Below are 11,537 nucleotides of genomic sequence, written 5' to 3' on the forward strand. Positions count from 1 at the left end.
TCATAGAACAGGAGCTATTATGGCACTTTTGGAAGATATTAAAGAAGTAGTGGTTGAGCAACTAAGCGTAAACCCGGACGAAGTTAAAGAGAATTCTAAATTCGTAGAAGATCTTGGTGCTGACAGCCTAGATGTTGTTGAATTGGTAATGGCTCTTGAAGAGAAATTCGATATCGAAATCCCTGATGACGAAGCGGAAAAAATCCAAACTGTCCAAGATGTAATCAACTACATCGAGAGCAAAAACTAAAAAACTTTATCGGGGACCCACCTCGATAAATCCAAACAAATTATTTTTATGGTTTAAGAGATTGGCTTAACGGAGCCAAAGTTTCAGACCATCCAGTATCAGGAGAGAATTGTGAGAAGAGTAGTAGTAACCGGTATGGGAATGATCAATGCGCTTGGTCACGATAAAGAGAGCTCATTTAAAGCTATTTGTGACGGTGAATGCGGGATTGATATGATCACGATTTTTGATGCATCGACACAAAGTGCTCAAATTGCCGGTGAGGTAAAAAATTTCGATCCTGAGACCGTTATGGATGCCCGAGAGGTTAAAAAAGCGGACCGTTTTATTCATCTTGGGATCAAAGCGGCTCAAGAAGCGATGGCGGATGCCAATTTTCCGGAAGGATTCGATAAAGAGCGTTTCGGTATCGACGCGGCAGCCGGTATCGGAGGACTTCCGTCGATTGAAAAAAATTCGATTATCCTTGAAACCAAAGGTGCACGCCGTATCTCTCCATTCTTTATCCCGGGAGCATTGGTAAACATGCTCGGCGGGTTTATATCTATCGATCACGGCCTTCAAGGTCCTAACCTATCAGCGGTAACGGCATGTGCGGCAGGAACCCATGCGATCAGCGAAGCGGCAAAAACAATTATGGTCGGCGGTGCTGATCAAATGCTGGTCGTCGCGGCTGAATCGGCGATTACCGGTGTCGGTATCGGCGGATTTGCATCAATGAAAGCGCTTTCTACCCGCAACGATGATCCGAAACATGCATCACGTCCGTTCGATGCGGATCGTGACGGGTTCGTTATGGGCGAGGGGGCTGCCGCATTGGTACTCGAAGAGTACGATGCGGCAGTGGCGCGCGGTGCCCGTATTTATGCGGAAGTCATCGGATTCGGTGAGAGCGGTGATGCGAATCACATTACAACACCAAGTCTTGAGGGGCCGCTTCGTGCAATGAAAGCGGCACTTAAAATGGCGGGGAATCCTAAAGTTGACTATGTCAATGCGCACGGAACCAGTACTCCGACCAACGATAAAAACGAAACGGCAGCACTCAAAATCGCATTCGGAAGCAAAGAGAACTGTCCTCCGGTGAGTTCGACAAAAGGGCAAACGGGGCACTGTCTCGGTGCAGCGGGCGGTATTGAAGCGGTTATCAGTATTATGGCGATGCGTGACGGTATTATCCCTCCGACTATCAACTACGTCAATCCGGATGAAAACTGCGATTTGGATATCGTTCCGAATACGGCACGTAAAGCGGAACTTAATATCGTTATGTCTAACTCTTTTGGATTTGGCGGCACCAACGGTGTTGTCATTTTCAAAAAAATATAAGAGGGCAAGCCTTTGGCTACCTATTTAGATTTTGAACAAAATATCCGTCAAATTCAAGAGGAGATCATAGCTGCAGAAGTTCGCTACGATCACCATGCCGTAGAGATCCTCAAGCAGGATTTAGATAAAGAGGTTCAAAAAACCTACGCGAATCTTTCCCCGTATCAAGAGCTTCAGCTCGCGCGTCATCAAGACCGTCCGTATGCCCTTGATTATATCAACCTTATCCTCGATAAAAAGTATGAAATTCACGGAGATCGTCACTTTCGAGATGATCTCTCTATTATCTGCTATATCGGCACCATCGGTGATGAACGGGTTATGGTGATCGGTGAACAAAAAGGGCGCGGAACCAAAAATAAGCTCAAACGAAACTTCGGTATGCCTCATCCTGAAGGGTACCGCAAAGCACTTCGTGCGGCCAAAATGGCGGAAAAATTCAATATTCCTCTTCTGATGCTGATCGACACTCCGGGCGCCTATCCGGGTCTGGGTGCGGAAGAGCGTAACCAAAGCGAAGCGATTGCCCGAAATCTTCTCGAACTCTCAAACCTCAATACGATTACCGTATCGGTGGTCATCGGCGAGGGGGGAAGCGGAGGTGCTTTGGCGATCGGTGTAGCGGATCGCCTCGCTATGATGCGCTACTCCGTCTTCAGTGTTATCTCACCTGAGGGGTGTTCGGCAATTTTGTGGAATGACCCGACCAAAGTAGAAGCGGCAACGAAAGCGCTTAAAATCACCTCTGCCGACCTGAAAGAGCTTGATTTGATCGATGATATTATCGATGAGCCGCTGATCGGTGCACATCGTGATAAAGAGGGCTCCGCAAACGCCCTTAAATCATATTTTATGACTCAGGTCAATACACTTCGCAAGCTGAGTGATTCCGAGCGCCTTGATAAGCGTTACAACCGTCTTGTCGGTATGGGACGCTTCAGCGAATAATCAAATGCTGTTTCCGCATTAGAAAGCACGTATGCGTGCTTTATTTCACCGCTTCTTTTTCTTCCGTCTCTTTTTTCTCTTCTTTTTTCGGTTTCGGACGTTTCAGACGTTTCGCCTCTTTTGAAAATGCGATGAGCTCTTCGCTATTGGTTATGGAGGATGGGAGAAGATTGAGGACACGCTTGAGTAGTTTTGTCGTTGTCATGGCATCGGAGAGGGCGCGATGGTGAGTGGCTTCTTTGTAGAGCTCCAGTGCTGTGTTTAGATAGGCTAAACCGTATCGTTCAGACTCGATGGTTCTCTCCGCCAAATCAATCGTACATAAAGAGCGGTTGAGAAGTTTTGATAAACCGACACGCTCCATCATCGCCGATACAAAGTTGTAGTCAAATTTGGCATCATGTCCTACGAAAATTGCATCGCCGAGAAAAAGACGAAATTCGCGCATTACTTTGCTCATGGCCGGAGCTTTAAGGGTTTGCTCCGTTTTGATACCGGTAATCTCCTGAATCTGATCGGAGATATCGGTACAATAGACAAGACTCTCATAGGTATCGATTATTTTTCCGTTTTGCAGCTTAACCGCACCGATTTCGATAATCTGGTGGTGGGCGGGTTTTGAACCGTTTGATTCAACATCGACGATACAAAAGAGAGTATCTTTTACGGAAGTTATGGCGCTTTGAAAGCAATACATCTCCTCATGAAGAATGATGTTCATCCCCTGCGATTTGAGAAGCTCGAGCCTCAGATCGGCATCACTGCCCAAGAGGAGTTCAAATTCCTCTTTCGGGATACCGTTTTTAGACAAACGTGACAAAATTTTCGGGTCGAACAGCTTCACACTTTTGCCTTTTGGATAAACGTCTCTACCAGTTTATGGTCTTTTTTCCCATATGAGGCTTCGACACCGCTGCTGACATCGACACCGTAGAATCCGTACGGTTTAAGTGAAGCGACATTCTCGGGATCAAGCCCGCCTGCTAGGATGATTTTTGAACAATCGATCCCCTCAAACCATTCGATGTTAAGGCGTTTTCCGCTTCCTCCATACGCTTCACAGTACGCATCAATAAGGCGGTATTCATCAGTGTACGTTAGTATGTCTTCTTTTTTTTGAGCACGGATGACGCGAAGGGTCGGAAAATGGACATCGGAGAAAAAATCATCTTGAACATCGAAATGAATCTGGGCCAGTGTACATCCTGTGCTTAGGCAGACTGAGCGGATCACATCAGGGGTTTCATTGACAAAGAGTGCTACTTTTTCAACAAAAGGGGGAAGGGCGGCAATAACGGCTTTTGCATTTTCCGGGGCAATATAGCGCGGAGATTCGGGATAAAAGACAAATCCGAGTGCATCCGCTCCGGCATTGATCGCGAGGAGTGCATCCTCTATATTGGTAATACCGCAGATTTTAACTCTCATACGCGAAGGCTATCGATAGCGGTTTTATAATCATCTGCCCCGAACACGTAGCTACCGGCGACACAGATATCGACACCGGCTTCTTTGAGTACTGCAATGTTTGAACTGCCGACACCGCCGTCAATTTCAATCATGCATTCAGGATTGATACGGTCGCGTAAGGCTTTGAGCCGTTTGATTTTCTCTACAACGGTCGGGATGAATTTTTGTCCCCCGAAGCCAGGGTTAACCGACATCACCAAAACCATATCCAGATCACCTAAAAGATATTCGATGGCTTCGGCAGGGGTGTGCGGATTAAGAACGATTGCCGGCTTGATCCCGAGCGAGCGGATATGCTGAATAAGGCGGTGAGGATTTTTCTCCTCTTCGATATGAAAAGAGATATACTCCGGTTTCAAGGGTGCGAAAAGATCGACGAAAAAGGTATTGTTTTGTACCATTAGATGGATATCAAGGGGCTTGGTAGCTGCCTTCGCTATTGCGCTGACAACAACCGGTCCGATAGTGAGATTCGGGACAAAATGGCCGTCCATTACGTCAACATGCACCAAATCGCACCCTGCGTCACAAATGGCTCGGACATCACGGGCTAAATTGCCGAAGTCGGCAGAGAGGACACTGGGAGCAACGAGCATGGTGTACACCTTAACAAATATTTTTGTTATTTTAGCGAAAAAGATTTGCAGCTAGCTTTGAAAAATCTATCGTGTGAGGAAAAAGATAAAGCTGCTTCCTTCGAATCGCAAGTCGACCTGAACCCCTTTTCGGTTTTGGGCCATTTCCAAAAGCGAATCGACATCGGCATAGGTACGGGGAAGGGTGATATCGACGCGGTGTTTTTTCTCTCCCAAAAGGGCTTTGGCACGTCCTCCGATAATGTTGACAAATTCTGCTAAGGAATCCAAAATAGCCTCTTCATCATTGTTCTCTTCGCCGATAAGGAGTTCACATGCTTTCGTCGCAACTTTTTTGGGAAAAATAAGGATAATCATCCCGTCCAAATCTCCGTAAAAACCGATGGAACTGGCATATTGCTCTTTAGAATTTTTGATTTCCAAGGTCTGAATGTTCATGGACTCTTTTATGGCCTGTGCATTCGTCATCATCGCGATCGTAGATACGGTTGCGTCGATGAAACCGGGAAGTTCATGGATTAACGCTTTGGTCAGCGTTCGTGTACTTTTGGAAGAAGTACCGCTGCTTCCTCCTAGCTCTTGCAACAACTCTTTGTTTTTAAGGATATCTTCCATCTGATCAAAAAACATGATACCGGCATCTTCAAGATCGTTTTTAAACGATTGAGGGGTTTTTTCGAATGTCATCCCGACAAAACAGATGGATGCATTGTATTCTGCCGCCGATGAGGCAAGTTTAGTAAAAAAGTTCAACGCATGAACGTTCATCGAAACGACTTTGTACGCATCGAAAATAAAGAGGCGGAACCCGACGTTGAGGGAGTTGTTATGGTACGCGATGTTGAACGTATCGGTGATTCCGGCATCTAAAAAATTGGCAATGGTGTAAATGATCGCATTACCGGTGACACGTGTTGCTATTTTTTGGCCGAACAGCCCTAAATAGGTCTCTTCGATTATCGCATAATAGAGATCGGGATTTCGTTTTTTCTCTTCAAACTCTTTTTTGGTCTGGGCAATGACGGGGTTATGTCCGTAATCGAAAAGCTCAATCGCCATGGCTGAGCGCTGTGAAGCGTCTTCGTTGTACAATAATACGGTTTTAGATTCATTTTTATTGGTAGGGACAAAAAGCTCGGCTATTTTTTCAGTTCGGAACAATGAAAACGTGAGATTGCTGCCGTAAAATTTATTGATGGTCACAAATTTTGCGGAGTCGTAGTCGCACAAACCGACGGCTATGTGCTTATGGGAACGGATACTGTCCAAAAGACGGATGAAAACATCCAAGCCGTTTTTGTTAAAAAAGATCACTTTTTTCAGCGACACCAGAAGCATATCGATATTGAGCGCTTCGGTTGCATGAATATCATCGATAGTAAGGAAAGAAGGGGCGTTGTTGCCGTCCAAAAATCCCTGTGGATGAAAGATGGCAATCCTCCCTTTAACGGTCGCTCTCATCGTACTCCACCACCTGCATAAAAGATTCGTATATGTCCTGAACGAATTCGATTTGAAACTCGATAAATTCGTTCAGTCCCGCTTCGACATAAGCATTTTGGCTCAATTCATAAAAAAGGAGCAAATGCATCCATTTTGCCAATGTTTTTTCATTTTCTTCAAGGTTTTGATCCAAACCGGAAGATGCATGGACAATTCGACTGATCATCGGCGAAAGTTCCCATTTTTCGCCAATTTCCGTACAGATATTAAACAAGCTCATTTTGGTCAGCCGATAAAGGATCGTGTTGTAATCCAACGCTTTGACGCTTCGCAGCTGTGCCACTTCGCTTTTGTATTCTCCGAACAGTGCATCACATACGATGATACTAGCCGGCAAAAGGGTGATAGCGCTTTCGGTGTCATGATTGTGCAGGTTCAAGTGGGTGAGAATTTTGACCCATTTTCGGCTAAGGCTAGCCTGTAAATCATAAAACTCTTGCGAAGTGAGTTTAAAAAGTCCCCACTCTTTCGGGGCCAAGAGGGAGAGGAGGTAATTATATAAAATCTGCTGAGCGGTCGAGATTCCCAAAATAGTAAAGATCTGAGCCAGATCGCTTACTTCGTTACGAAATCCGTAGATAGGGCGGTTAACTAGGGTCTTGAGGTAAAATTTGAGAGCAGGGTCTTCTTCGGCACATTTGGCCGCTTTGGTCAAATCGCCTACACGCACGTAATCGAGTGTTTGTTTAACAACAAACGGAGCTGGCGGTATATTTTGTATGTAACTTGTAATTTGTTCTTGAGTAACCACGTCTCACAGCATCCGATCTTAATTATTTTTTCAAATTCCGCTAATTGTAATCGTGATTTGATTAAACGAGCCTTTGATAAAGGATTAAACCGTTGCTTAAGGTAAACTTTGGGTTTACTGCGATAGAATTCGCAACCTAAATTTACGCAAGGAGCCTCAAAATGGCAAGAAAATGTGCTATTAGTGGTAAAGGCCCAATGAGCGGGAACAACGTTTCTCACGCGAAAAATAGAACTAAGCGTCGTTTTTTACCAAACCTTCGTACTGTTCGCGTAACGCTTGAAGACGGTACTACCAAAAAACTTAAAATCGCTGCTTCTGAGCTTCGTACTCTTAAAAAAGATTCGTAATCTCTGCACGTAGTGCTCTCACGAGATCGGGTTTTCCCCGGTTTTCTTCTCTCTTCTTTAGCTTGTAATTCTTCCCTTTTCGATTTAAAATTTTTAACCTACTTCTAGGCTACAGCGTTTATAATAATGCAGTTTATTTTTGGAGATTTTTTTATGGCGATACTTAACACGATTGAAGGCGGTGTTTGTGCGGCAAAAGGGTTCTTTGCCGATGGTATACATATCGGACTGAAAAAAGAGGGGGCAAAGGATCTCGCGTTTATTTATTCCGAGAAACCTTGTGCGATAGCATCGGTATTTACAACCAATAAAATGACGGCGGCGCCGATACGCCATTTTCGCTCTTTAGGAGAATTTGAAGGGAATTTTGTCCTTATCAATTCCAAAAATGCGAATGCGATGACGGGACGTGCCGGAATCGATGATATCACCGAAGTACTGGGTGAACTCAAATCAAAATTTCCGCAAATACAAAATCCGGTCATGAGCTCGACGGGTGTGATCGGGGTACGTTTGCCGAAGGCAAAGATCATTGAAGGGGCGATGAAGTTTGATTTGACCCGTCGTGAAGGGATCAATGCGTCCGAAGCAATTATGACGACCGATACTTTTTCCAAACGCCTCGCCTATGAAGTGACTTTGGAAAATGGACAATCGTTTCGCATCGGAGCGATGGCAAAAGGTGCGGGGATGATCAATCCGGCGATGGCAACGATGCTCTGTTTTATCACTACCGATGCCGCGGTCGATAAAACGACGATGCAGGATATCCTCGATGAGTGTGTCCATACGACGTTCAACGCCGCAAGCGTGGACGGAGATACCTCGACGAACGATACGGTAGTGGTTATGGCAAACGGTCTCTCTGGAGCGTTTCATGCGGGAGCATTCAAAGAAGCATTGGAATCGATCATGCTCTTTTTAGCCAAAGAGATGGTACGCGACGGCGAGGGGGCGACGAAGCTCGTTACCTATAAAGTGACGGGGGCGATCAACCATAAAGAGGCGGAGATCGCGGCAAAAGCGCTCAGCAATTCGCTTCTGGTAAAAACGGCACTTTTCGGACAAGACCCGAATTGGGGGCGTATCGCGTCAACGGTCGGTGCGAGCGGTATCATGTGCGATGAAGCGTTTTTGAGTATCTGGTTTGATGATATCTGCGTCTATAAAAAAGGGGAGCTGCTCTTCGATGAAAAACTCGAACCTCTTGCCGCGGCCGTTATGCAAAAATCTTCTTTTACGATTCACTGTGATATCGGGCTTCAAGACGGCGAATTTACAGCCTACGGATGTGACTTGGGGCATGAATACGTCAAAATCAATGCGGATTACAGAACATAAATTTCTAACGCCGACGGAGCAGAGCCCCGCTCGGCTACGATAACTCTACGTTTTACCCGCTTCGGGGCACAATGTCTTCGGCAGAAAGCCCACGCACACTTGTATGCTTTTTCTTCTTTTTTATTAGCATGTACTAAGTGATGGGTTGCTATAATCGCGATAATTTAAGCCCTACAGGAAGACCCATGCGCGGATATAAAATTTTCAGCGGTTCAGCGTGTACCGAGTTTGCAGCGGAAGTGTGCCGAACCCTTGATGTTCCCCTCTCCAAAGCTTCAGTAAAACGTTTCAGCGACGGAGAGATCAACGTTCAAATCAGCGAGAGCGTTCGCGGACGTGACGTATTCATCATCCAATCAACCGGTGCACCCTCAAATGACAATTTGATGGAATTGTTGATCATGACCGATGCGCTTCGCCGCTCATCGGCTAACTCGATTACGGCGGTCGTTCCGTATTTCGGATACGCACGTCAAGACCGCAAAGCGGCTCCGCGTGTTCCGATTACCGCTAAACTCGTTGCCGATATGTTCGAGACGGCGGGGATTGACCGTGTCGTAACGATCGATTTGCATGCGGGCCAAATCCAAGGCTTCTTTGATATTCCGGTCGATAACCTCTACGGTGCGATTATTTTTGAAGAGTATATCCGCTCTAAAAATCTTGCCAATCCGGTCATCGCTTCACCGGACATCGGCGGTGTAGCGCGTGCCCGTTATTTTGCCGAAAAACTGGGGTTAGAGATGGTTATCGTCGATAAACGTCGTGAAAAAGCCAATGAAAGCGAAGTGATGAATATCATCGGTGACGTTGCCGGAAAAGATATCATCATGATCGATGATATGGTCGATACGGCAGGAACCATGGTGAAAGCGGCTGCAGCACTCAAAAAACGGGGAGCGACGTCGGTTATGGCGTGTGCGACTCACGGAGTTCTCAGCGGTAAAGCGTATGAAAATCTTAATAACGGTGAATTGGACGAGTTGGTTATTTCCAATACTCTCGTCCTTAGCGGTCAAAGCGATAAAATCAAGGTTTTAAGTGTTGCCCCTTTATTTGCTGAAGTCATTCGCCGTGTTTATCACAATGAAAGTGTCAACAGCCTGTTCAGCTAATTCTTCTTGGGGTTTTGCCCCAATCCTCCTAAGCAGTGTTCTGCTATAATTCCACTAATTAAAATAAATGAGCAATAGAACCTAATGGATAATATTCGTAACTTTTCAATTATCGCCCATATCGACCACGGCAAAAGTACGTTAGCCGATCGGATTATTCAAGAGTGCGGAGCGGTCAGTGACCGTGAACTCACCAAACAGATGATGGACACGATGGACATCGAGCAAGAGCGCGGAATCACGATCAAAGCCCAAAGTGTCCGTCTCGATTACGTCAAAGACGGCAAGCACTATATCCTCAATCTTATTGACACTCCGGGCCACGTTGACTTCAGTTACGAAGTCTCCAAGTCGCTCGCTTCGAGTGACGGCGCATTACTGATCGTCGATGCGGCACAAGGGGTTGAAGCGCAAACGATTGCCAACGTCTATATGGCGATGGAAAACAATCTGACCCTCATACCCGTTATCAATAAAATCGATCTTCCTGCCGCCGAACCCGAACGGGTCGCCGAAGAGATCGAAACGACGATCGGTATCGATGCGACCGATGCGGTAATGATTTCAGCAAAAACCGGTGTGGGAATCCGTGAGTTGATCGATGCGATCGTCGATCGTATACCGGCCCCTGTAGGTGACCCGAGTGCGACGACCAAGGCAATTATTTACGATTCTTGGTTTGATTCGTACCAAGGGGCAATGGCGTTGGTGCGCGTGTTTGACGGTGAGATCAAGACAGGGCAGATGGTCAAGCTGATGCACAACAATGAAAACCATCAAGTGCTGGAGCTGCTCTATCCTCATCCTTTGCGCCGTCAAAAAACGCAAAGTATCAAAAGCGGCGAGATCGGGATTGTGATTCTGGGTGTCAAAGAGGTAGGAAGTATCCGTGTCGGCGATACGATCACCGATGCACGTAACCCGGCCAAAGAGCCGGTTGGCGAATACGCCCCGGCCAAACCGTTCGTATTTGCGGGGATCTATCCGATCGATACCGATGAGTTTGAATCGGTCCGCGATGCGCTCGATAAGCTCAAGCTCAACGACAGCAGCCTCAGTTACGAGCCGGAAACATCGATTGCCCTCGGATTCGGGTTCCGTGTCGGATTTTTGGGGATGCTCCATATGGAGGTCGTTAAAGAGCGGTTAGAGCGTGAATTTAATCTCGATTTGATCGCGACCGCCCCTTCGGTTGTTTATAAAGTCTATAAAACCGACGGCACTATGGTGGAAGTTCAAAATCCGAGCGAATTGCCCGAACCTCAGAACATCGAGCGGATCGAAGAGCCTTATGTTCGTGCAACGGTCATCGTCCCGACCGATTATTTGGGCAATGTCATTACCCTCTTGACCGCCAAGCGCGGGATGCAGGAGAAGATGGAATATCTCAACGAGACGCGGGTCATGCTGATCTACGTCATGCCGATGAACGAAATCGTCGTCGATTTTTACGACAAACTCAAATCAACCTCTAAAGGGTATGCGAGTTTCGATTACGATCCGATCGAATTTCGTCAAGGCGATTTGGTCAAACTCGATGTCCGCGTAGCCGGAGATGTCGTCGATGCGCTCAGCGTTATCGTTCCTCGAAGCAGTGCGGAGTCACGCGGGCGGGCACTCGTGACGAACATGAAAGAGATTGTTCCACGCCAGCTTTTCGAAGTGGCGATTCAAGCCTCTATCGGAAATCGCGTTATTGCCCGTGAAACGGTCAAATCGATGGGGAAAAACGTTACCGCCAAATGTTACGGCGGGGATATCTCCCGTAAACGCAAACTCCTCGACAAGCAAAAAGAGGGGAAAAAACGGATGAAGGCGATCGGGAAGGTTCAGCTTCCCCAAGAAGCGTTCATGTCCGTCCTCAAAATGGATTAACATGCGCTG

12 protein-coding genes are annotated in these 11,537 nt (G+C 46.5%); 7 read left to right on the forward strand and 5 right to left on the reverse strand.

Translation table 11 applies throughout. From position 1 onward, the window contains the following. Positions 1–19 precede the first annotated feature (19 nt). The 3 genes from acpP to accA all read left to right on the forward strand — a co-directional run bounded on the left by acpP (position 20) and on the right by accA (position 2,527). A complete protein-coding gene (gene acpP, locus SULKU_RS01865; protein ID WP_013459228.1) occupies positions 20–250 on the forward strand; it encodes an acyl carrier protein in 231 nt (76 codons plus the stop codon). A 111-nt stretch (positions 251–361) separates the two neighbouring features. Continuing rightward, a complete protein-coding gene (locus tag SULKU_RS01870; protein ID WP_013459229.1) occupies positions 362–1,579 on the forward strand; it encodes a beta-ketoacyl-ACP synthase II in 1,218 nt (405 codons plus the stop codon). Between the two features lie 12 nt (positions 1,580–1,591). Then, a complete protein-coding gene (gene accA, locus SULKU_RS01875) occupies positions 1,592–2,527 on the forward strand; it encodes an acetyl-CoA carboxylase carboxyl transferase subunit alpha (RefSeq protein ID WP_013459230.1) in 936 nt (311 codons plus the stop codon). A 40-nt stretch (positions 2,528–2,567) separates the two neighbouring features. On the opposite strand, the gene SULKU_RS01880 is transcribed toward accA, so the two are convergent. The 5 genes from SULKU_RS01880 to SULKU_RS01900 form a co-directional block, all read right to left on the reverse strand. Continuing rightward, complete coding sequence (locus SULKU_RS01880) at positions 2,568–3,371, reverse strand: 3'-5' exonuclease (protein WP_013459231.1); 804 nt, start codon at positions 3,369–3,371, stop codon at positions 2,568–2,570. Next, positions 3,368–3,955, reverse strand: a complete 588-nt coding sequence (locus SULKU_RS01885; RefSeq protein ID WP_013459232.1) for a phosphoribosylanthranilate isomerase — start codon at positions 3,953–3,955, stop codon at positions 3,368–3,370. Before SULKU_RS01885 ends, SULKU_RS01880 begins: the two co-directional genes overlap by 4 nt. Further along, positions 3,952–4,593 (reverse strand): ribulose-phosphate 3-epimerase, encoded by a 642-nt coding sequence (rpe, locus tag SULKU_RS01890; RefSeq protein WP_013459233.1) that lies wholly within the window; start codon positions 4,591–4,593, stop codon positions 3,952–3,954. The genes SULKU_RS01885 and rpe overlap by 4 nt, the downstream gene beginning before the upstream one ends. 66 nt (positions 4,594–4,659) lie before the next feature. Beyond that, the gene (locus SULKU_RS01895; protein WP_013459234.1) at positions 4,660–6,054 is read right to left on the reverse strand and encodes a chemotaxis protein CheX; all 1,395 of its coding nucleotides are present in this window, start codon (positions 6,052–6,054) and stop codon (positions 4,660–4,662) included. Continuing rightward, positions 6,038–6,847, reverse strand: a complete 810-nt coding sequence (locus tag SULKU_RS01900; RefSeq protein WP_013459235.1) for an HDOD domain-containing protein — start codon at positions 6,845–6,847, stop codon at positions 6,038–6,040. Before SULKU_RS01900 ends, SULKU_RS01895 begins: the two co-directional genes overlap by 17 nt. A 161-nt stretch (positions 6,848–7,008) precedes the next feature. On the opposite strand from SULKU_RS01900, the gene rpmB reads away from it, so the two are divergent. The 4 genes from rpmB (at position 7,009) to lepA (ending at position 11,528) form a co-directional block, all read left to right on the forward strand. After that, positions 7,009–7,197: a 50S ribosomal protein L28 gene (rpmB, locus tag SULKU_RS01905; RefSeq protein ID WP_013459236.1), complete on the forward strand. Its 189-nt coding sequence runs from the start codon at positions 7,009–7,011 to the stop codon at positions 7,195–7,197. 153 nt (positions 7,198–7,350) lie between these two features. Further along, entirely contained in the window at positions 7,351–8,538 is a 1,188-nt protein-coding gene (argJ, locus tag SULKU_RS01910; RefSeq protein ID WP_013459237.1) for a bifunctional glutamate N-acetyltransferase/amino-acid acetyltransferase ArgJ, read from the forward strand. A gap of 185 nt (positions 8,539–8,723) precedes the next feature. After that, positions 8,724–9,653, forward strand: coding sequence for a ribose-phosphate pyrophosphokinase (locus SULKU_RS01915; RefSeq protein ID WP_013459238.1), 930 nt, complete (start codon positions 8,724–8,726; stop codon positions 9,651–9,653). A gap of 84 nt (positions 9,654–9,737) precedes the next feature. Next, positions 9,738–11,528: a translation elongation factor 4 gene (gene lepA / locus SULKU_RS01920; RefSeq protein WP_013459239.1), complete on the forward strand. Its 1,791-nt coding sequence runs from the start codon at positions 9,738–9,740 to the stop codon at positions 11,526–11,528. Positions 11,529–11,537 lie beyond the last annotated feature (9 nt).

Source organism: Sulfuricurvum kujiense DSM 16994 (assembly GCF_000183725.1).
Classification (GTDB): Bacteria; Campylobacterota; Campylobacteria; order Campylobacterales; family Sulfurimonadaceae; genus Sulfuricurvum; species Sulfuricurvum kujiense.

Excerpts from the sequence above, each read along its gene's own strand:
- rpe (WP_013459233.1), bottom strand. The coding sequence starts at position 4,593 with ATGCTCGTTGCTCCCAGTGTCCTCTCTGCCGACTTCGGCAATTTAGCC.
- SULKU_RS01895 (WP_013459234.1), bottom strand. The coding sequence starts at position 6,054 with ATGAGAGCGACCGTTAAAGGGAGGATTGCCATCTTTCATCCACAGGGA.
- SULKU_RS01885 (WP_013459232.1), bottom strand. The coding sequence starts at position 3,955 with ATGAGAGTTAAAATCTGCGGTATTACCAATATAGAGGATGCACTCCTC.
- SULKU_RS01915 (WP_013459238.1), top strand. The coding sequence starts at position 8,724 with ATGCGCGGATATAAAATTTTCAGCGGTTCAGCGTGTACCGAGTTTGCA.
- acpP (WP_013459228.1), top strand. The coding sequence starts at position 20 with ATGGCACTTTTGGAAGATATTAAAGAAGTAGTGGTTGAGCAACTAAGC.
- argJ (WP_013459237.1), top strand. The coding sequence starts at position 7,351 with ATGGCGATACTTAACACGATTGAAGGCGGTGTTTGTGCGGCAAAAGGG.
- lepA (WP_013459239.1), top strand. The coding sequence starts at position 9,738 with ATGGATAATATTCGTAACTTTTCAATTATCGCCCATATCGACCACGGC.
- rpmB (WP_013459236.1), top strand. The coding sequence starts at position 7,009 with ATGGCAAGAAAATGTGCTATTAGTGGTAAAGGCCCAATGAGCGGGAAC.